This is a genomic window from Anabaena sp. FACHB-83 (genome assembly GCF_014697485.1).
Classification (GTDB): domain Bacteria; phylum Cyanobacteriota; class Cyanobacteriia; order Cyanobacteriales; family Nostocaceae; genus Nostoc_B.
Genome location: NZ_JACJRY010000023.1, coordinates 73,252 through 94,972 on the forward strand (window position 1 = coordinate 73,252; position 21,721 = coordinate 94,972).

At 41.4% G+C, this 21,721-nt stretch carries 19 protein-coding genes; 12 read left to right on the forward strand and 7 right to left on the reverse strand.

The window, feature by feature from the left end; genetic code table 11:
• Positions 1 to 5 precede the first annotated feature (5 nt).
• The 6 genes from csm2 to H6G79_RS23625 are packed head-to-tail and all read left to right on the forward strand — an operon-like array spanning position 6 to position 5,754.
• Complete coding sequence (csm2, locus tag H6G79_RS23600) at positions 6 to 485, forward strand: type III-A CRISPR-associated protein Csm2 (RefSeq protein WP_190592320.1); 480 nt, start codon at positions 6 to 8, stop codon at positions 483 to 485.
• 2 nt (positions 486 to 487) lie between these two features.
• Positions 488 to 1,462: a type III-A CRISPR-associated RAMP protein Csm3 gene (csm3, locus tag H6G79_RS23605; protein ID WP_190592321.1), complete on the forward strand. Its 975-nt coding sequence runs from the start codon at positions 488 to 490 to the stop codon at positions 1,460 to 1,462.
• The gene (gene csm4 / locus H6G79_RS23610; protein WP_190592322.1) at positions 1,459 to 2,532 is read left to right on the forward strand and encodes a type III-A CRISPR-associated RAMP protein Csm4; all 1,074 of its coding nucleotides are present in this window, start codon (positions 1,459 to 1,461) and stop codon (positions 2,530 to 2,532) included. Before csm3 ends, csm4 begins: the two co-directional genes overlap by 4 nt.
• A gap of 4 nt (positions 2,533 to 2,536) precedes the next feature.
• Complete coding sequence (gene csm5 / locus H6G79_RS23615) at positions 2,537 to 3,826, forward strand: type III-A CRISPR-associated RAMP protein Csm5 (protein WP_190592323.1); 1,290 nt, start codon at positions 2,537 to 2,539, stop codon at positions 3,824 to 3,826.
• Positions 3,826 to 4,581 carry a CRISPR system precrRNA processing endoribonuclease RAMP protein Cas6 gene (cas6, locus tag H6G79_RS23620; protein WP_190592324.1) on the forward strand — a complete coding sequence of 252 codons (756 nt, stop codon included), beginning with the start codon at positions 3,826 to 3,828 and terminating at the stop codon, positions 4,579 to 4,581. The genes csm5 and cas6 (H6G79_RS23620) overlap by 1 nt, the downstream gene beginning before the upstream one ends.
• 48 nt (positions 4,582 to 4,629) lie before the next feature.
• Entirely contained in the window at positions 4,630 to 5,754 is a 1,125-nt protein-coding gene (locus H6G79_RS23625; protein WP_190592325.1) for a putative CRISPR-associated protein, read from the forward strand.
• 9 nt (positions 5,755 to 5,763) lie between these two features.
• Here the strand turns inward: H6G79_RS23625 and H6G79_RS23630 are convergent, their stop codons facing one another.
• From H6G79_RS23630 to H6G79_RS23645, 4 genes are all read right to left on the reverse strand, one after another.
• A complete protein-coding gene (locus H6G79_RS23630) occupies positions 5,764 to 5,925 on the reverse strand; it encodes a hypothetical protein (RefSeq protein WP_190592326.1) in 162 nt (53 codons plus the stop codon).
• 220 nt (positions 5,926 to 6,145) lie between these two features.
• The gene (locus H6G79_RS23635) at positions 6,146 to 6,523 is read right to left on the reverse strand and encodes a type II toxin-antitoxin system VapC family toxin (protein ID WP_190592327.1); all 378 of its coding nucleotides are present in this window, start codon (positions 6,521 to 6,523) and stop codon (positions 6,146 to 6,148) included.
• The gene (locus H6G79_RS23640; RefSeq protein WP_190592328.1) at positions 6,520 to 6,756 is read right to left on the reverse strand and encodes a type II toxin-antitoxin system Phd/YefM family antitoxin; all 237 of its coding nucleotides are present in this window, start codon (positions 6,754 to 6,756) and stop codon (positions 6,520 to 6,522) included. Before H6G79_RS23640 ends, H6G79_RS23635 begins: the two co-directional genes overlap by 4 nt.
• A gap of 141 nt (positions 6,757 to 6,897) precedes the next feature.
• Positions 6,898 to 7,539, reverse strand: a complete 642-nt coding sequence (locus tag H6G79_RS23645; RefSeq protein WP_190592329.1) for a Uma2 family endonuclease — start codon at positions 7,537 to 7,539, stop codon at positions 6,898 to 6,900.
• 381 nt (positions 7,540 to 7,920) lie between these two features.
• On the opposite strand from H6G79_RS23645, the gene cas6 (H6G79_RS23650) reads away from it, so the two are divergent.
• On the forward strand, positions 7,921 to 9,006 hold the full coding sequence (gene cas6, locus H6G79_RS23650; protein ID WP_190592337.1) for a CRISPR-associated endoribonuclease Cas6: 1,086 nt from the start codon (positions 7,921 to 7,923) through the stop codon (positions 9,004 to 9,006).
• A gap of 739 nt (positions 9,007 to 9,745) precedes the next feature.
• On the opposite strand, the gene H6G79_RS23655 is transcribed toward cas6 (H6G79_RS23650), so the two are convergent.
• Positions 9,746 to 11,962, reverse strand: coding sequence for an alkaline phosphatase family protein (locus H6G79_RS23655; protein ID WP_313934088.1), 2,217 nt, complete (start codon positions 11,960 to 11,962; stop codon positions 9,746 to 9,748).
• 181 nt (positions 11,963 to 12,143) lie between these two features.
• Between H6G79_RS23655 and H6G79_RS23660 the strand changes: the two genes are divergently transcribed.
• A complete protein-coding gene (locus H6G79_RS23660; protein ID WP_190592330.1) occupies positions 12,144 to 14,489 on the forward strand; it encodes a GAF domain-containing sensor histidine kinase in 2,346 nt (781 codons plus the stop codon).
• 3 nt (positions 14,490 to 14,492) lie between these two features.
• Positions 14,493 to 15,125 carry a response regulator transcription factor gene (locus H6G79_RS23665; protein ID WP_190592331.1) on the forward strand — a complete coding sequence of 211 codons (633 nt, stop codon included), beginning with the start codon at positions 14,493 to 14,495 and terminating at the stop codon, positions 15,123 to 15,125.
• Here the strand turns inward: H6G79_RS23665 and H6G79_RS37440 are convergent.
• A complete protein-coding gene (locus H6G79_RS37440; protein WP_277877316.1) occupies positions 15,112 to 15,240 on the reverse strand; it encodes a hypothetical protein in 129 nt (42 codons plus the stop codon). The two genes, H6G79_RS23665 and H6G79_RS37440, sit on opposite strands and share 14 nt — an antisense overlap.
• Before the next feature lie 323 nt (positions 15,241 to 15,563).
• Between H6G79_RS37440 and H6G79_RS23670 the strand changes: the two genes are divergently transcribed.
• Genes H6G79_RS23670 through H6G79_RS23680 form a run of 3 tightly spaced genes read left to right on the forward strand, consistent with a single transcriptional unit; the run spans position 15,564 to position 18,896 of the window.
• Positions 15,564 to 17,195, forward strand: coding sequence for an iron uptake porin (locus H6G79_RS23670; RefSeq protein ID WP_242048526.1), 1,632 nt, complete (start codon positions 15,564 to 15,566; stop codon positions 17,193 to 17,195).
• A gap of 27 nt (positions 17,196 to 17,222) precedes the next feature.
• Entirely contained in the window at positions 17,223 to 17,792 is a 570-nt protein-coding gene (locus H6G79_RS23675) for an antibiotic biosynthesis monooxygenase (protein ID WP_190592332.1), read from the forward strand.
• Between the two features lie 15 nt (positions 17,793 to 17,807).
• Complete coding sequence (locus tag H6G79_RS23680) at positions 17,808 to 18,896, forward strand: alkene reductase (RefSeq protein WP_190592333.1); 1,089 nt, start codon at positions 17,808 to 17,810, stop codon at positions 18,894 to 18,896.
• Between the two features lie 501 nt (positions 18,897 to 19,397).
• On the opposite strand, the gene H6G79_RS23685 is transcribed toward H6G79_RS23680, so the two are convergent.
• A complete protein-coding gene (locus H6G79_RS23685; RefSeq protein WP_199334032.1) occupies positions 19,398 to 21,608 on the reverse strand; it encodes an HAD-IIB family hydrolase in 2,211 nt (736 codons plus the stop codon).
• Between the last annotated feature and the right edge of the window lie 113 nt (positions 21,609 to 21,721).

Genomic DNA, 21,721 nt, shown 5'->3' on the forward strand with positions numbered 1-21,721 from the left:
TTTATATGCAAGAACAACATAAACCCAAACAATCTTATCCACCAGGAAATTCCAGAACATCAAACCCTCAAACTAATACTAGTACAACACAGAATATTGTTGATCAAATCATCAAAACCATTAATGATTTGACAGATGACTTAAAAACATATCCTATCCGTGAGTTAGTTAAACACGCAGAAGAATTTGGCCCCTATCTCAAACAGCAGAGGTTAGAAACTAATCAAGTTCGTAAATTTTTAGATGCTGTAAATCGGTTAAAAGCTGACTTAGCTGAAACAGGTGATTTTGCCAAAATTGAAACAGAAGTAGTTCTGTTGAAACCCAAATTAGCATACGCAGCAGCTAGACAAAAACCTGCAAAACCATTAGGTGATGTCATGTCAGTCGCTATTGATAAAGTTCACAGCAAAGAAGATTTTGAACGTCTAGTTCAATTAATTGAATCAATTATTGCTTATCACAAAGCTGAAGGTGGAAAATAATTATGCCAGTATCATACGCACAAAAACCCCTGCTCGGTAAATTAACACTTACTAGCCATCTTTCCGCCGAAACTGGATTACATATTGGTGGTGGTGGCGAAAATTTAGATATCGGTGGATTAGATAAACCTGTAATTCGTGATCCTTTAACTAAATATCCTTATTTACCAGGATCATCAATTAAAGGAAAGCTACGTTCTACTTTGGAAAGGTTGTTAAATAAGCCTCTAAATCGCACTGGGGGAAGTGGTACTTGGCGTTATGAAAGTGATGATTTAGCAGATGGATTTACCGAAGTAGAAAACGGGAATTTTGTTGCTTACGAAGGTGCTAGAACCTGTCAAGTTAGTCGCTTATTTGGTTCTACTGGTGGTTCTGGTTTTTGGATGCCAATAGAAACTGCAACAGAAGAAGGATTATTTTCAGACAAGAATCGTACACGCACAATTGAAGGTCAAAATTGCGTCCAAGTTAGTCGAGGACGTAATGCACCAGCTAGATTAATTATTCGTGATAGTCATTTAGTAGCAGAATCAGCAGAGAAGTTAAAGCAAGTTGATACTGGTTTATACATGACCGAATGGAAATTTGAAAACGGTATCGACAGAGTAACAGCAGCAGCCAACCCCAGACAGTTAGAACGTGTCCCAGCAGGGTCAAAATTCAAATTTGAATTAGTTTACACTGTAGAAGATGCCAGTCAAGCTATAGAAGACTTACAAAATATTGCCATAGCTCTTGCCATCCTTGAAGATGACGCACTCGGCGGACATGGTTCAAGAGGTTACGGGAAAGTTAGATTTCAACACTTCAATTTTTCCTATCGCAGCTTGGCACAATACCGCCAAATGACCAATACTCAAGGGACATCTGAGATTCAACCATTTCAACCCATCGCTAACACTCAAGAACTTTTAGAGAACTTCGGAAACTTACGCAACTACATTCAACGATTATTGCCAGGAAACGAATCATGAGTGTTTGGAAATTAGTAAAACTCAACTTTGGACGAAGCCCGGCGCACTTTGGTGAAGTGGGAATTGGGATGGAAGAAACAAGCGATCGCGTCCGTTCCGATGCTTTGTTTAGTGCTTGGGTAAGTATTTATGCACGGTTGTTCGGTAAAGAAGCAGTTGAGGAGTTGTTACAGCAATTCCCCACTAAAGACAAACCACAACTAGCACCCCCATTCCGTATCAGTTCTACATTTGTTTACAGGGAAATAGGCAGAGGCGATCGCACAATCTACTATCTTCCGCGTCCTCTTAAATTTCCTACTAACTACCCTGATGATGATTTAGCGTTTTTTAAAACATACAAAAAACTCAACTACTTACCGCTAGAAGTTTGGCAGAGGTGGTATCAGGGAACAGGATTTGATAAAAATGCTGATACTCAAGAGTTAGAGAACTATACCAAAATAGGCGAATCGAATGGAAACTTAAATATATTCGGCACATTTGACTACACAAAAGCCTTTAAAATTGATAAAGTTCCCAAGATTGCCGTTGATAGAGTCACCAGAGCAACCAACCTTTATCATACTGGCTTTGTGCAATTTGCTTGGGAAAAAGAAAAAGCGGGTTTATACTTTCTGCTGCAATTATCTCCAGAAGGTGAAAAATTAGCAGATAAATTACACGCTGCGTTAGAACTATTGGGAGAAGAAGGAATTGGCGGAGAACGTTCTAGTGGTGCGGGAAGATTTGAAGTTAATTGGTTAGATTTACCTGAAATTTGGAAGCAGATAGTTGACTTTAAAGATGGTAAATACCACAGCATTATCAGCTTATTTTGGGATTCTGAAATAAAAGCAGATTGCTTAAAAAATGCCAGTTATGAAATACAAGAACGGGGTGGTTGGATAGCCGAAAGTCAGCTAAGGCGCAAAATGGTACGAATGTTTGCCGAAGGTTCTGTTTTCCTTTCATCACCAAAAGGAATGTTAGCAGATGTGACACCTCAAGAATTTAAAAAACTCAAAAAACATATAATTTACCGTAGTGGTATTAGTTTAAGTCTGCCAATTAAAGCCAAGGAAAAATAAAAATATGGTGGCTTCTCTTCCTTCGCATCTCCAAAAACCTGAATTTTATCAATCAAAAATAATACAGTTAACCAGTCCTATTCTGCATATTGGTTCATCTGTATCTCGATTAAATCCCTTTGAATATGTACAGACAGATAAAAAAGTCTATCTACCTAATCAAGAAGCATTAGCTAAGGGTTTACTATCAAAAGGTGGAAGCTTCTTTAACGATTATATTCAAACAATAGAAGAACGTCGAGACATCACCAGTCTTTTGAAACAAGCCTTTGGTAATGAGTGGTGGAATGCTAAAGATACAAATGATAACCCAATTTTTCCGAAAGAAGCTATCAGCCAAAAGCTAACATCAGATAGAATTACTGATTTACGTCCCATGATTCGCAATGGTATGGGAAAATTATTCATTCCTGGTTCTTCAATTAAAGGCGCAATTAGAACCGCCATAGTCTATCATTTACTCAAACACGCTGACCAATATAAAGTACCTTTATCTAAAAGGGTTAGTGCAATTGAAGAAACCTTAAGGCAAAAACTAGGTCAACTCAACCCATATCAACAGAAATTCTTAGATGATGAGCTATTTATGAATAGCCTGTTTTCTGAATTTCAACTCACATATCAAAATAGGCGATTTTCTGCGAAAGGGCCAAACGCAGATTTTTTACGAGCAATTAAAGTCACAGACTCACAGCCATTAATAGAAAATATAATTACCACAAAAAAAGGTCAAAAAATACCTGTTAACCTTCCTGTTGTAGCAGAAGTAGTTATTTCTAGTCGATTTTCTGATTACTTAGCCAAGTATAAAGCATCTATATATGCTGAAATGGTGCGTAATATTCAAACAGAATTTACACTGACATTAGATACAGAAATGCTATCTTGGTTTCAACATCAAAAAGGCATGAGGCTACCATTTAATAACCTTGATGAATTAGTACAAATATGTCAAGAATTTACACAAGAACAATGGGATTATGAACATGATTATTGGCAAGATATCAAAAATAATCCCAAAGCATCAGGTAAAAATCTAGATTTTAATTACATTCGAGAATCTTACGAATCAGAAAAATGTCCCTATAGCCTCAGATTAGGTTGGGGTAGTGGAATGACAGGAACAACTATAGATTTGTTATTTGCAGATGAACTGCGTGAAAAAATCCGCGATACTTGTGGTTTAAAAGCACCTGGATTTGAAGCCCCAAAATCTCGAAGAACAGTAATGAATCCCAATGGTGAAATTAAGTTTGTACCTGGATGGGTTAAATTTAAGAGTTTATCAAAATAATGCTAATTCGTTCTACATGGACACTCAGTGTATCTGAATCAACGATTTTACCTCGTTCCTATAACTTGGAATTAGTTAAGCAAATACATCAACAACTAGGCTTAGAAATAGGAGGAGATAAACCTGCTGTTTCTTATTCTGGAATTATTGGTTCATATTCTAGGACAAAAGAATTTTTAACCTTTTATCCAGAGGAATTTTATAAATTATCACTTTGTGGATTACAAGATATAGCATCCAAGACAATTTCCCACTTTAATTTTGCTGATTCCTTAGAATTATTCGGAGCTAAATTTAATATCATCAACCGCGAGGACGAAATTACCAGCTATGAAGAACTATACACAACTCTTGTAGGAAATGAGCCAGAACCATCTAGACGCTTTGACTTGCAATTTATCACCCCCACAGCTTTTGCTCAGGGTGCAACAAATTTACCTGTACCTGTACTAACTTTAATGTTCCGTAGTTGGTTAGAACGTTGGAATCATTTTGCACCTGTTTATTTAGGAGGTGATGAGTTAATCGCTTATCTGAGTAATGCAGTTATGATTAAAAGCCACAAAATTCAAACGCGAAGTTGGCAATTACATAAAGGGTTTGTCAATGGTTTTGTTGGCGATGTAACTTTACAAGTTTTCAACCGTGCTGATCCCTTACTAGCGAATGTCGCTAATTTATTAGTTCAATATGGGCGGTTTGCTGGTACAGGAATGAAAACCCGCTTGGGTATGGGACAGACAATAGTAAAATAATTATCGTTTGATTTTTACATTGATTATTTTTCATTGGAGCAACTACTTATGCAGAAATCAAAGTTAGTTTTGACACCTGTAGGGGCATTGATTCTAGCCCCTAACCGCTTGTCTGAATCTGAAAAAGAAGAATGGAATAAACTTGAAAAAAACAACCTAATTAATCTTCAAATGGGAAGTGTGAAAGGTCAAAAAGAATTAGAAGAACAGCTAGTTAGTAAACTGAAGAGTTTGGACATAAATACTGAAGATGGATTACGCAAAACCTCTCCAGAAATTAAAAGTTTAGCCAAAATCGGAATTAATAGTGATGATAAGGTTATCCTTTATGCTAGTGAAACTCCCGAAGGTATAGTCACTGCCAGAGTTATAGGTGAGTTTATAAAGCAAGTGTGGAAATGTAATTTTAAAGCAGAAAATATAGAGGTAGTTTCTGGATTACAAGTTGAAGATGCTGGTAAATTTCGGAGTTTGGGCGTTGTAAGTTATGTAGAAAGTGTAGTTAAGAAAATTAACGATCCTAACAATTTTTATAGTAATGAAATTATTTTGAACGCAACAGCTGGTTTTAAAAGTTTAGTCCCATATACAACATTGATCGGACTTTTATTTAAAATACCAGTCAAATATATTTTTGAGACTTCTTCAGAATTACTAATTTTACCCCCAATTCCTGTTGATTTTGATTTGGTATTTTTTGATAAAATTAAATTTATCTTAGATGAAATAGACCTAAACAGTAAAATTACAGAAGATAAAATAAGAAGACAAATTGAGCCAGAAGTTTTTGAGCAATTATTACCTCTGTTAGAATTTACTGCTGGTGAGTATACTCTTTCTTCTTTAGGAATCATAGTTTACGAACGTTACAAATCTCCTCCTGCTTTAAGCAAATCAAAACGCCATCCTAATGATAAAGATCATACTCGTGATTTTTCTCAAGAGCCACATAGAACAACTGAGTTTGAAAATTTTAAGGAACGTTTAAAAAATTGCGAATGGGTTGACGGTTTTTGGTATTTGAAAGGAGCAGATAGGTTTCGTCAAGAAGTTAAACAATTAGGAAATGTATTTCATGTTGCTTATGGTGGAATTGAACTTAAAGTGGAAGTTACAGCCACTCATCAAAGTCACTACGATATTATAAAAGCTGCTATTGAAGAATTGATGTAATTAACTTCTTTATACTATCAATAAGTAAGATAGCGATCGCACTCCCCAAACCCCCAAATTCCCAACTTCAATAGCGATCGCACTCCCACACCTCCAAATTCCCAAACTCAAGAGCGATCGCACTCCCCACACCCCCAAATTCCCAACCTCAAGAGCGATCGCACTCCCCACACCCTCAAATTCCCAGCCTCAAGAGCGATCGCACCCACCCCACACCTCCAAATTTCCAACCTCAAGAGCGATCTCACTCCCACACCTCCAAATTCCCAACCTCAAGAGCGATCGCACTGCCTACACCCCCAAATTCCCAACCTCAAGAGCGATCGCACTTCCCACTCTCCCAAATTCACAACTTCAAGAGCGATCGCACATCCCCAAATCCCCATATATCCTACGCAGAAATAACATTTACACCATATTGGCTAAACTGAGCATCTCTGCTAATAATTATCAAGTTTTCGCTCATAGCCTGAGCAATTAACATTCTATCAAAAGGGTCGTTATGATAATTTGGCAAACTTCCAGCCTTCAACCCATGTTCAATACTAATCAAAAGTGATTCAAAGCAGTTAACAGAAATTGCTTCTGCAAGATTATCTGGTGCTGATAACTTGCCAGTTGCTTTTTTAATGGAAATTTCCCAAGCACTAACCGCACTGACAAAAATTTTATTTTCTGGATTAGAAATAATCTCTCTTGCTTCTCTAGACAGTTTGAGATCATTATTTAACCACCATAACAATGTATGTGTATCTAATAAATAATTCATTCTTCACCCATAAAAGCATTAATGATTTCATTGGGTGTCACATCAAAATCATCAGACATTTTTACCTTTCCCTCCCAAAAACCTGGAGTTCTGGGAGTAGCAACAGGAGAATAACGAACCAATTTGACTAAAGGTTTACCAGCTTGACTAATAATTACTTCCTCACCCTGTAAAGCATATTCGATTAATTGAGGAAGATTATTTTCCGCTTCTTCAAGATTTGCTAATTTCATTTTATTTACTGAGAAATTAAGGCTACTATTAATTAGTATAAGATATGTAATCCTACAAATTAATGAAGTTGAGCGATCGCACCCCCACACCCGCAAATTTTCAACCTCAAGAGCGATCGCACCCACCCCCACAGCCCCATTTTATTTCTCTTGTTCCCTGATCTGTCCCCTTACCCATTCCCTGATTGCTTGTCGAAATACCCTTTTTCCTGCCATACGGTATTTTTCAATTAGTGAGGGAATTTCTAAAATATTTAAATGGGGAAATACTAAACTTGTTTTTGTTTGAATATATTCTTCCCCTTGCAATTGGTAAATTTTGATTTCTCCAGTGTCATAACACCAAATTTCCGGCACACCTAACCTTGCATAAATTGAAAATCTATCTAACGATTTACTGGTAACATCAATTTCTAAAGCTAAATCGGGAGGAGGGTCTTGATTTAAATCAAACTTGAGCTTACCTCTAATTAATGCTTCATTTTGAAAATAAAAGCAATTATCAGATTCTATTCCAGCTTTTTTTAATTCTTGTTTCCAGGTGGCTGAACCATAACACTCGTAATCTATCTCTAAAATTTCTGCCGTATCTTTGATGATGTCACCAATTATTTCTTTGTAATATTCGTGTTCTGGTAATGGTGTCATAATCTCTAATGTGCCATCATCGTAAGCTATTTTAGCGGCTCGGTTCTCACCTAAGTCTACTAGTAAACTCTCAAATTTTTGCCAACCAATATTATGGAGAACTACTCGGTCAGCACGACGTTCAGTTAATAGCATAATTCCTCGCAGTCTCAGTTAACTATAAATAGCAATCAGGAATCAGTGAAAAATCAAGTATATGTTGAAAATTCATAACTGATGACTGAGCCACATCACAATTTATGTTTATTTATTCTATCAATGATGATTGATGAAGAATTTTCCCCTTTTGGGGATGGAATTGCTTAGAATATTGAACATCAGTTAAGTATCTTATAGCAATGCCACGAGCAGCTACAACCACGAAGCGTCAGCCAAAAGCTAAGTCTGCGTCTACGTCTTCAGTTCTTATACCATTTCACTCTAAACATGATACAGATAGGCAAGCAGCGCCTCGACTCCGCTCGGCGACCGGAAACAAAGGTGTAGAGGAAGTGATTTGTATCAGTAATTTCGTGAATTGGTATTACATGGGCGGATGAGACTGAATTAGTGGGTTTGGTGTTTGATTTGGAAGCAACGGTTTCTGCTTCGCTTTACTCACAGTATACGATTGGGCTTCATGCTTGGTTTCTTGATCAGGTGCGACAAGTTGATCCTGAGTTATCAGCTTATCTCCATGATGGCGAGTCGGAAAAACCTTTCAATATTTCGGCGCTAGAAGGTCAATTGTTACCGAGTGGGAAGCAACTGAAGTTAGTCGCTAACCAAATTTACCATTGGCAAGTCAATGCACTATCGCCAAAAGTAGCATTATTTCTTCAGCAGTGGTTGACTCATTTACCCAAAACTATCGAGTTGAGTAGTACACCTTTAGCAATTAAACAGGTGAATATTGCCCATCCTCCCACGACTTATGCACAATTGCTAAAGTCTTCAAATCATCTATCTGTTGTTAATCTGAGTTTTGTTTCACCCACTAGTTTTCGCCGCAAAGGTCATCATTTCCCGCTACCAGTCCCTGAAAATTTGTTTCACAGTTACTTGCGGCGATGGAATGATTTTTCTGGGATGTCTGTAGAAGCAGAGGCTTTTTTGAAATGGGTTGATGAAAATGTGATTATTCATCAACACCGTTTGGAATCGATGAAAGTTGCAGCCGGAAAACAAGGTTCTGTTACAGGTTTTACGGGGGCGATTTCTTTGGGTTTGAGTAAGGTGGGTTTGGCAAATACTGAATTTACGCAGTTATTTTATGCTTTGGTGAGACTTGCGCCCTACTGCGGTACGGGACATAAAACAACTTTTGGTTTGGGACAAACTCGCTTGGAGTGGGTAGAACAAAACTCAACAACAACGGCGCAGTTGTTAACCAATATGTTGGCAGAAAGAATTGAAGAACTGACGGAATTATTTACAGCCCAACGCAAACGTAAGGGGGGCGATCGCACTGATAAAATTGCTTCTACATGGGCAACTATCTTAGCGCGTCGAGAAATGGGAGAATCATTACAGGCGATCGCAGATGATTTACAAATGCTCCCGGAAACGGTGAAAACCTATGTCAAGTTAGCGCGGAAAGCTATTAAGCAGCAAGGAAAGTAAGGAAATACAACGCTTTACTAGTTGTTTAATCAGCAATGTTATAATGTTACCTCACGTTGTGAATGCGTCACCTCACATTGTGAATGTACCAAGTCACATTGTGAATGTACTCAGTCACATTGTTAATGTGTTGCTTCACATTGTTAATGCACCGGGCTTACTTATTAATTCATTATGAGAAGTCTTTGAGAGAACAGAATATTAAAGCAATAACGCGATGTGCGACTTATTCTTGAAACCCCTTTCCAAACCTCTCCCCGAAACGGAGAGAGGCTTTGAATCTTGCTCCCCTTCCCTGGTAGGGAAGGGGTTGGGGGTTAGGTTTGAGAGAAAGTCGCACACGGCGTAGCAATAAGGTTTATTTAAGTCTTAAACTATTGGTTAAAGTCAATTTTTTTAACGAACCGCAAAGAGCGCAAAGAGCGCGAAGAGAAAAAAGAGATTACTAACTGAAGCTGTGTATATAGTAGGGGTATGAGAGGATGTTTGAAAAGTCTTTGGTGGTGGATCAAATAATTTTAGATCCCCCTAAATCCCCCTTAAAAAGGGGGACTTTAAGAGACTCTTAGCCCCCCTTTTTAAAGGGGCTTGGGGGGATCTATAAGTGCCGATATACACAACCAACCACTTTTCAAACAACCTTTAAGATAGAAAAAGTTTTTTAGCTACTTGATTACAACTAATGTGTTGTATGTTGGGTAAAGCGATCGCTCCACCCAACTGACTTTGTTATAATCTGTTACCTCTCACCTCTTCCCTGAATATTTAAAGCTCGTCCTTGAACTGTGGGAGCAGAGGGAACGTTTAGTAAACTGTTGATGGTTGGAGCAATATCGATATTGCGAATCCTGCCAATGTTACCACGACGCTGAATGTCAGGGCCAGCAGCATAAAAGATGGCGCTGAGACTGGGAATTGTGGGATCATAACCATGCGCCCCGTAGAAATTTGGTACGGAAAATACAGAATTATCTGTGTCTCCTAAACGGGTGATGATGGGATTTTGTATACCGTCAAAGTTGTATCCCGATCGCATAATTGCAAACACATCACCAGTATCTTGACCGACAAATTCGCTTGTACCTAAGCCAAATTTTGGATCGTTGACATCGCTGGGTAATGGGCGAGGGTAAATTAAGTCAAAAACTGCTTGTTGTCTTCCCCGCAAGTAATTAGGATTGTTATCTACTAATTCTCGCAATGCTGTGATCAGTTGCTGCTGTAACGTAATATATTCTGCACGACTGACAACCCCGTTTGGTTCACGTCCTTGGAGATTAATATAAATGTTGGCGGCTGGCCCTGATGTGACGGCGCGGACTTTAGTTAAGTCAAAGCCGCGATTTCTCAGGTAGTTATTTAAGTTAACAGCTGTGTGAAAGGGAGCAAAGCCATGATCGGAAACAACTAAAATGTTACTGTTGGGTGTACCTTGGCGATTTGTCCCCACTGCGTTGATGATGCGCTGAACGGCATTATTAGCGGCTTGATAGCCGGCTTGTACGTAAGTTCTATATCGCGCTACTTTGGCTTTATCTTGTCTAGCGCCAATGGATAATGGATTGGTCGGATCACTAGGTTGACGAGAATCAGTTAATAAAAATTGGTGTTCTGAGCCATCTGGTTGTTCAATATAAACCATGACTAAATCTGCATTGGGATTTTGGTTAATGGCTCTCAATGCGAGTCGAGTTTGATAATCAACAAACAGTTGCACTTGGTCTTCGTAAATATCTTCTAGTTCGCTGTCGGGGAAAGTGGTAAATCCTGGGCTGAGGCGTTCTGGAATGCGGAAATCAGCTTGGGGCGACCAAAAACCAACGTTACTAAGAACATCATCGACACTGGTTTGCACTGCGGGGTTACGGGGAATTGCATTTGCAGAATAACGTGCAATGCGAACGGTACTCAAGTCGGGTGCGAGATTGCTGACGTAAAATGCTGTACCTGCTTGATTAGAACTGCCTTCTAAATAAAATAAACTAGATTTACGATCGCTCGCCTTCACATAAGCCGGGCCAGTTGCAGGTAAACTAAAAGTCCCTGTGGGAATACCAAGTTGAGCATCAAAAAATACTAATGTGTCGTAATTGGTGCGGCGATCGTTTGTTGTATCTAGTGCGGCAACTTGAATATTATAATTGACACCACCAACAGTAAACTGATCATTTAAACTTGCTTGTAAAATCGGGCTGTAAGAAATTCTGCCTGCGTTATTTAATTGCGTCACTATCAAACTAGTTGCAGAACTAAATTCAGCAGCAGTTAAACTAAAACCTCTTGCACCTACCCCCGCAAACGCCCCAAAGGGAACGGTGTAAGATACAGTTCTGTTGCTGGCTGGTTGAATAATTGGGCTATTAGTTAAACCAGGAACTCTGACATCAACTCCATCTGCACCGGGAAAGGTAGCCGCCACCACTTGCTTACCATTGCGCTGAAGCCCGACCCAAATTGGTTCTGCCGTTGGTTGTACACTGGCGCTAGGGCCGATTGTAGAATAACCACCAATTGGTGCGCCAAAACCACTAATGTTAGAGGTAAAGGGACTGGCAACTAAGTGAAATGTATTAGAGTTAATATCATTGCGGGCAGCAGTGGAACCTGTACCAATAGCTACATGACAAGCCGCAGTTAAAGAGGCACTGCAAGTAATATTTCTTTCAGCATACACACCTTGTCTTCTGAGTAATCCTAATCCTTGGCTGCGGTTTAATACACCATCCCTTAAGTACTGCTCGACAAAATCGGGTGTGGCACCATCGAGAGAAATTAAAATGACTTTGGGACTGGGTGTATTAGCTACTGGTTGAGCCGCGATAGAATGCACACCTAAACTCAGGAAAACAGTCACCAGCACTATTGCAGATAAGCGGAAAAATAACTTATGTCTAAAAGTCTGCCTTAGCCACTGCCATGTTTGATTTATGCCATAGAATTTTAAATACTTGCTCACTTGTCCTCCGTTAGTCTGCGACCGTCATTTGCATAGGATGATTGCTGATCAAATTTATTGACGGTACGTTAACGAAAGGCTATGAAAATCTTAAGTCGAGAATTCTATCGGAATTTGGTTTGATGGATGAATAGACAAGGGAGAGAGGGGAGACAAGGTAGACAAGGGGGATAAGGGACAATTGTTAGCGCCGAATTATTTGGGAGAAAATAGCAATGGAATGCGATCGCACTTTGGCGATCGCATTTTAGAAGCCACAACTATAGCGGTGAATGCTTTACTCACCATTGATAACTTTGATGAAGCGGTGAAGACGGCTTTACAAGTGATGGGTGAAAGTTTAGATTGCGATCGCTTGGGTGTGATTGAACATTTTCCCATTCCATTATCTACTCTACCTGGTTGGCGATCGCTGTATGAATGGAATGCACCGAATATCATTGCTCAAATCTCCCATCCCACAACAGCCCAAGGAACCTACACCGGGATTGAGGAATGGTATCAACGCCTGCAAGCAGGTGAAAGTATTAGCTGTTGGCTCGAAGAAATGCCAGAACCGTTTCGTAGTGGACAAGCGGCAATTGGTGTGAAAGCATTGTTCGCTGTGCCGATTTTTGTCGAAGAACTATTTTGGGGAGTTTTGAGTTTTGATCACTGTCGTCAAGCCAAACACCCCAGCACCGCCGAATTAACATTGTTAAAAACCGCCGCCGCTTGTATTGGTAGTGCCATTCAGCGTCAACGTATTCGCCAAACCGAACAAAAACGCACAGAAGAATTAGCAAAAGTTAACCAAGAGTTACAACAACGCGATCGCTTACTGTCTGTAGTTGCCCAAGTTACCAAAAATCTCTTAGATGCAGAAGATATTGATGTAGCAATTCCTCAAGCTTTACAAGCCATTGGTACAGTCGCCAAAATTAGTCGCGTGCAAGTCATCCTTGAACGCCAAAACCCAACCACCCAAAAATTACAACACTGCATCACCTATGAATGGGTAGCTGGAGGTATTTCTCCCCAAATTCATCATCCGACAATGGCAGTTATTGATAATGATGATGCCGAAATTTTACTGAAAGAACTATATGCAGGTCGTTCCATCTGGTATTTAATAGATGACTTACCCCATTCCCTCAAAGCGCAATTCCAATCACTAAACATTAAATCTTCTGGAGGTGTACCCTTATTCATCGAAGGACGCTACATCGGTTGTGTGGCTTTTGATGATTGTGTTACGCCGCGCCATTGGAGTCAGCAAGAAATGGATGTCCTCACCACTGCGGCGGAGGGAATTGGAGCCGCGCTGCATCGCAAACAATTAGTAGCACATCTGATTCAAGAACGCGCCAGTACTGTAGAAAAACGAGTCGCAGAATTAGTTAGAGCCAATGAATCACTGCGTGGTTGTGTGAATCGATTGGCAGATGAACCAGATTTAGAAACATTCTGGGAACATATTTTACTAGAAGCCTCCGCCCAAGCCAAATCCTATGCCGCCGCTTTGTTTTTGTATGACGCATCAACTAACACTAGTTTGATGAAACGTTATGTCAGAGAAGGTAAAGTGATTCCGATCCACACAGATCCCGAATTTGTGCAATTTCGTCTGCCAATTTCCGCAAATATTTTTTCTTATTGGCAAGAGGCGCTATTTAAGGGCGAGGTAATTTTTTTTAATGTCGAGGATAACAAGAAATTGCTCGGCGCAAGAATTAAATGGCATCGCGCTCAAGGACATCGTTCTATTGTACGTGTACCTTTAATTTTGGGCGATCGCCCCTTGGGATTCATTGGTTTGTGTTTTCGAGAACCCAGAACGGGTTTACCTGCAAATATTGAATTGATTATTGCCCTAGCACAGCAAGCCACCTTAGCCATCCATTTAACTTCTCTCGCAGAACAAAGTCGTCAAGCCGCAATTTTAGAAGAACGCAACCGCATGGCTAGAGAAATTCATGATACCCTAGCGCAAGCCTTCACTGGTGTGATCGTTCAATTGGGTGCAGCTTCCCGCATCATTCCCCAAGATTTACCAGAAGTCCAAGAACATATCACCCAAGCCAGAGAACTAGCGCGGGAAGGTTTAGCCGAAGCGAGGCGTTCGGTAAATGCCCTACGTCCCCAAATTTTAGAAACGCAGAATTTACCCACAGCCTTTCATCACCTCGTAACGCAGATGTCGGCGGTGATTGATACTCAGATTATCTGCAAAATCATCGGGGAAGCTTATCCCTTAACAGTCGATGTTGAAAATAACTTGTTACGCATTGGCCAAGAAGCATTGACAAACGCTATTAAACATGCGTTTGCTAGTGAAATTGTGATTGAATTAGTGTATGAACCGACGCAATTGATTTTAAGGGTGAAAGACAATGGTAAGGGATTTGCACCAGAGAGTTTAGCTGTTGTTAAAGGTTTTGGCTTGATGGGAATCAAAGAAAGAAGCGATCGCATCAAAGCTCAGTTAACCATTAAAAGTTTGCCACAACCAGGCACAGAAATTACTATCCTGATTCGTCGAGACTAAACCATGACTGACAACCAACCCATCCGCATCTTGATAGTTGACGATCATCCCGTCGTGCGTCAAGGTTTAGCCGCCATGATTGACCGCGAAGCAGATATGACAGTTGTCGGACAAGTTTGTAATGGATATCAAGCAGTAGAAATATTTCCGCAACTACAACCTGATGTCACCTTAATGGATTTGCGAATGCCAGAAATGGACGGCGTTGCAGCAATTACCGCTATTTGTCGGGAATTTGCCAATGCTAACATTATTGTCCTCACCACCTACGACGGCGACGAAGATATTTATCGCGGCTTGAAAGCTGGCGCGAAAGGTTATTTACTCAAAGATGCCGAACCAGATGAATTACTCTTAGCAATTCGCATCGTCAACACCGGACAAAAATACATTCCCACATCCGTCGGTGCTAAATTAGCCGAACGAGTAGGAATATTGCAACTCAGCAGTCGAGAACTCGAAGTGATTCGGTTGATGTCCACAGGGAAAACCAACCAAGAAATTGCAGCAGTATTGCAAATTTCCGAAGGCACTGTCAAATATCACGTTAATCATATTCTCAGCAAACTTGGCGTAAGCGATCGCATCCAAGCCGTCATCACCGCCCTCAAACGCGGAATTGTCACGTTGCACTGAAGAAGAATTCAGGAGTCAGAATGAACACCGAGCGGATATCTAATTTTCTTGTACAAGAACCTTTTTCTTCTTTCTTACCTTTGCGTCCTTGGCGTTCTTGGCGGTTCGTTTCCATATCTATGTTTTTCATGACTCATTTAGGATTGTTATAGCTCATTTTAGGTAGTTGATTCAGAACTAAACACCACTGAAACACATATTTATACTTCATACCTTTTCCACTAGTACAGGCTGGCGTAAATAACCAGACTATAAGAAATTGCTAAAAAGCTTCTGGTATCACTATTCTTTCTTTTTACTTTTGCCTTTTTCCACTAGCCAAAAGTTAAGGTCATATCCCCATCTCTGAGTTAGTCATCAACTCACCTTGTGGTCTATGTAAAACTTCAACTTTGGACTAGGGACAAATGTTAGCCGATTTTATAAAGTAATAGCAATTTGAAATCCGTTGGTTCTGCGCCAGTTTTATTGAGATCACGTCGTGCTAATTCTGCAATGCTCAAACTTATGACGTTGTTACTAGTCAGCAGCATGACTGTGATGGCTAATGTAACCATTTCCTCTGCCTTACCGCCTATAGAAGCATCTGATATTGAGAATTTCTCAGAGCCGAATACTTTAGAGCAAGTCCCGACTGTTAGCCAATTCGCCGATGTGCAACCTACAGACTGGGCTTTTGTGGCACTGCGATCGCTCGTTGAAAAATATGGCATCATTTCTGGTTATCCTGATGGAAGATATCGAGGTAATCGGGCGATGAGTCGATATGAATTCGTTGCGGGTTTAAATCTTGCCCTCAGACAAATTCATCAACTCATCGCGGCGGGTGATACCGTTTCCCCAGAAGACTTGACATTATTACAAAAACTCCAAACAGAATTTGCGGCAGAATTAACCACCCTGCGATCGCAAGTTGAGCAGTTAGAAGCCCAAACAACTGTATTAGCATCCCAGCAGTTTTCTACAACCACAAAACTATCAACCCAAGTCATCATCGCTGGAAATGCAGGCGGATATACAAGCGATCGCATCATTGCCCCTAGAGGTGCTGTAATTACCGAAAATCAACCAAATGCCACCATAATCTACCGAGTTAGCCTTAATTTCAACACCAGTTTTACAGGTAAGGACTTATTACAGGTACGCTTAGTAACTGGTAGCGGTAGTGCTGATGACAACACAGCAGGTTTTTTAGAACCAAATTTAGGAAGTACTCTAGAGTTCTCCATCCCTGGTAGAAATAACCAAATCAGCCTAGCGCGTCTTTATTACACTTTCCCCCTGGCTCAAGACTTGAGTTTAACCTTGGGGCCATCAATTACCGCCCCCGATTTTGTTGATAAAAATCGCTATGCCAACCTGAGTTTTCTGGATTTTTCTACTCAAGCCTTAGTGAATAACTATGTACTGTTTCCCAGAGCCAGAGGAGCAGGTGCGTTTCTGGAATGGAATCCAGGTGCAGGAGCTTTACATTTACGCGGAGTTTACCTAGCTGGAGATGCTAACAATACCCTACCAGAGAATGCCCAATTGTTTGGCGGTGGTAGACCACAAGACATTCGCCTGTTTCCCGTTGGGGGTGGTGGTGCAACAGGCGGTTTATTTGGCGATCCTTACCAGGGAATCATCGAATTAGAATATGCACCGAGTCAGAGTTGGGCGCTACGTCTGCAATATGGCGGGGGCAGAATTTTTGGCAGTGATTTTGCTGCTTTCGGAGTCAATTTTGACTGGGCATTGAGTAATCGCTTGGGTGTATTTGGTCGATATGGCTACAGTTCTTACAGTAATACCACTGTCGGCGATATTCACCCAAATTATTGGATGGCAGGGTTAGCCTTTCCTAATTTATTCGTGAACCGAGCCATAGCCGGCATTGCGATCGGTCAGCCATTAATTGAAAATGCTGTGGGTAATGCAACTCAAACTAATTTTGAAGCCTTTTATAATTTCCCCCTCACAGAGCGAATCCGCATCACTCCCTTAATCCAAGTCATTACCAACCCCGCCAATCAAGATGCCAACGGCACAATTATTAGCGGCACTATGCGAATGGTTTTATCGTTTTAACCTTTTTCTTGATGACAAATACAGCCTATGAAAGTACCATGTCAATATCCATCGCCTGGTGTAATTGCGATCGCTCGGCGTGTCAAACCAGGGTTAGAAGAAGCTTTTGAGGAAGCAACCAAAGGTGTGATTCTCGCAGCCAGCACCTTTCCCGGCTATATGGGGAGTGATGTGTTATTTCCCCTCACGAAAAAAGGCGAGTGGCAGTTAATTTTGCGGTTTGACACCGCTAAACATTTACAAGAGTGGGAAGAATCGGTAATTTGTCAAGGTTGGATTGCTCGCGCCGAAGCTCTCACAGTAGATGGAGCCAAGGTGATGCGCGTCAATAGCTTAGAAGCTTGGTTTGCTCTCCCAGAAATCCCCAACGCCTCACCGCCCCCTAAATGGAAAACTGCGATCGTCAGCGCAGTCGGTCTTTATCCTGTGATTTCGATTCTGCCGAATTTCCTCAGACCAATTACTAGTGGGCTACCGGTTTGGATAGCTAGTCTAGTGAACATTAGCATCATGATGCCCTTGATGACTTGGGTGATTATGCCCCAAGTCACACGTTTGTTTAAAGGTTGGCTTTATCCATCTAAGAGTAAGAAGTAGTAGGACACAGAACAAATGACCAACAATCAAGATTTATTCTCACCCATCCAGCTTGGTGATTACACATTACCCAACCGAATTGTTATGGCTCCCATGACGCGCAATCGGGCTGGGGAAGGCAATGCACCAACACTGCTAAATGCTACATACTACGCTCAACGTGCCACGGCTGGGTTGATTGTCACCGAAGGTTCGCAAGTATCACCCCAAGCTTTGGGTTATCCAGCTACACCAGGAATTCACTCTCAAGCACAAATTACAGGTTGGCAAGGGGTAACAAGAGCAGTACATAGTGCAGGTGGGAGAATCTTTTTGCAACTATGGCATACAGGACGCATTTCTCACCCTTCTTTACAAGCAGATGGCGGATTACCTGTAGCGCCATCAGCGATCGCACCTGCTGGTAAAGCTATGACTTATACTGGTGATCAACCCTTTGTTACACCTCGCTCCTTGGATTTAGATGAAATTCCTGGTGTGGTTGATCAATTCCGTCAAGGCGCGAAGAATGCCCTAGAAGCTGGTTTTGATGGTGTGGAAATTCACGGAGCCTTTGGGTATCTAATTGATCAGTTTTTACAAGATGGTGCTAATCAACGCAGCGATCGCTATGGTGGTTCTATTGAAAATCGGGCGCGGTTTTTGTTGGAAGTCACAGAAGCAGTATGTAGCGTTTGGGGTTCAGCGCGGGTAGGGGTGAAACTATCACCCAGCAACACATTTAACGATATCCATGATTCTGATCCAAAATCAACATTCAGCTATGCGATCGCTGCCCTCAAGAACTTTAACTTAGGATATCTGCACTTGATGGAACCCACACCCGCCGATATTCGCCACGGCGGTAAACCAATTCCCGTTGCAGAATTTCGCCCTTTATATCCTGGGGTGTTGATAGCCAATGGTGGTTACGATAAACAAAAAGGTAATGCTGCGATCGCTAATGACAATGCAGACTTAATTTCCTTTGGTGCATTATTTCTCGCCAATCCCGACTTACCCAAACGTTTTCAGTTAGATGCACCCCTCAATCAAGGCGATCGTAATACCTACTATGGTGGTGATGAAAAAGGTTACACAGACTATCCTTTTTTACCCTCTTAGTGCTGAGTGCTGAGTCATAAAAAAGTACTCAGCACTTTAAAAATCTACTAGCGTGATCCGTGCAAAATAGCTGTTCTTGGAGTGAGATAACGCCGTGTGCAACTTTCTCTCAAACCTAACCCCCAACCCCTTCCCTACAAGGGAAGGGGAGCAAGATTCAAAGCCTCTCTCCGCTTGCCTAACGGCAGGCTAACGCCAACGGGGAGAGGTTTGGAGAGGGGTTTCAAGAATAAGTTGCACATCGCGTGAGATACAGAAAAAATAAAATTAACCGCAGATGGACGCAGCGAAAAGTTGCGTGGGCGGCTCTGCCGACTTGAGCAAACTTTTCAAGACAGATAAACGCGGATGAATTTGTAGAGTGACGCGATAAAGCATCCCGCGTATGTAAAAAAGTAAAAAGTTGTACCAAGCGGAGTGCAAAGAAGTTGATTAATCAACCCTGTCGCCATCCAAAATTCAACATGGTATTACCCTCTACATACACGGGAAACTCATAAATTACACCGCTACCATTTCTGGTTCTGACTGGATTACAGACAAATTACCAAAAAAGTCGTAGTGATCTAAGGCTTCTAAGATTCCCCAAGCATAGCGGCCTTGAGCAAAGTAAATTTGAGGATAGCCGCGTAACTTGTGAATTTCTTTGCTGTAGTTCCCGACGACGACTGCCAAAGTATTGCCAGTTAGCATCGATTCATCATTACCAGATGCACCTGCCACTAAGAACTGTTTCACGGGTAATCCCCATTTCAAAGCAACATAGCGCAGTGCATCTCCCTTAGAAGCGCGGAATGGCAATAAGTCAAGATACATATTGTGACTAAAAATGCCTTTGACGGGGAGTTGTTGCTGGCGTAGATGGCGGATAATTTCGCGGAAATGTGGTGCTTTGTCAGCATCAACAAAGTAGCTAATTTTAAACTTACCTTGGGTATCTGGTGGCTGTAATTCCAGTCCGGGGATATCTTTCATGGCTTCTCGAATTGCCGCAGGTTGCCAATTGTAGCTGATGTGTTTCTCCCAACTGGTATCTGTCACGATTTTGGGGCCGTAGTAAATTTCACTACCTGCGGAAGTAATCAGCAAATCTGGCATGGGAAATTCCCATTCTTCCAACATATTTAAGGTACTGCGGAGGTTACGTCCAGTAGCAATGCCGACACCAGTGGTATGTCCTTCAGCACGAATGCGGTGAATTAATTTGTGCAGGGCTTCTTGATCGCCTAATAAGGTATTGTCAATTTCGGTAACGAGAAAGCGATCGGCGGTTGGGAGATGGTTTGTATCGGGGATTTTCCATTGTGGGCGATCGCTTGTGGGAAATTCTCGCACCGGCGACAGTAAAGACTGCACTTTCTGTTGGGGAAATAGTCGGACTTTCTCTAAGTATTGTTGTACATGACTTTCCCAAGAGAAAGATTGACGCACATTCACCAAGCCATTGCTAGACCAGTCTTGCCATTGGGCGGTATTTGTTAAAGCTTGATGCAAGGCTTTTTGAATGTCTTGGATATTTAGCGGATCAATCAATAAACCATTTTGACAAGCGCCAATAATATCCCGCGGCCCACCGTCACAGGTGGCAATAATTGGCACACCGCAAGCTGTAGCTTCAATTAAAGTCAATCCAAATGGTTCTGTGAGTGCAGGATTAATAAATACTCCACCAGTTTTTGCGGTCAAGCGATATAAATCTGGGACATCATCAGAAACATGGTGTTTGGGATAGGCTACATGGCCATACAGATCATAGCGATCGATTAATTGAAAGATTTCGGAAAATACCTGACGTGGCCCAGATTCCATTGTTGAAATGTCTTCTCGCTGTCCTAGAACAATGACGAGATTAGCCAACTCACGTAGTTTGGGATCTTCCCCAAAGGCTTTGATTAGCCGACCAACGTTTTTGCGAATTGCTGGCCGAGAAATGGCCGTAATCATCGGCTTTTCTGGTTCTTTGAGGAATCGCTGTAATTGCTTGTAAATGGGGGGTTTTGGCCAATCTGCGGGGGCGGGATAAAATTTCTCTAAGGTTACTCCTGGCGGGATGACCACCATTCTTTCTGGTTGATAGCGGTCGTAAATACTGTACTGTTCCTCAATTTCTTGACTTGTACTTGCAATCACTAAGGCTGCACCACCAAGGGTAATTTCTTCGGCTTCAATGCGGGTACTAATATGAAAGTGGTCTTCAATGGCTTCGAGTTTGGTTCCTTGTTCGAGTAATCGTTGCTGTTTGACTCGTCCCAGGGAATGACCTGTGTGTACTAGTGGCGTTCCCAACCAACCAGCCACTCGACAACCAACATATCCTGCATCGGCGTAGTGAGTGTGAATGACGTTGGGAATCCTGCCAACTTTGCGGATATGTCTGAGTAATTCATCGGCAAATGTATCTAAATGCGGCCAGAGAACTTCTTTGCGGAGGTAGCGACGTGGCCCACAAGCGAGGCGAATAATTTGGGCTTTGTCTGAGAGAATTTCTACAGGCTTGGCGTAGTCGGAACTGATTTTGGGGTCATCGATTAAACGTGTTACCAAGTCAACTCTTTCTACTTGGGGATGTTTGGCTAAGGTACAGGCAAGTTCAACTACATACTTTGTTTGTCCACCAGTGTCAGCATCTCTGCCTAATTCGAGATTTTCTCCCCTAATCAAGCCGTGAACACTGACTAGTAGAATATACAACCCTGAACTATGTGATATCATGTCTTCCTCTGTGGTTGATTGTAGATAGGTAATGCTATAGTTCGCCTGATGAATTTTTAATTTGTTGGGAGAGTTAAAGACAAAACATCGATCATTCGGTAGCCTTACTCAAA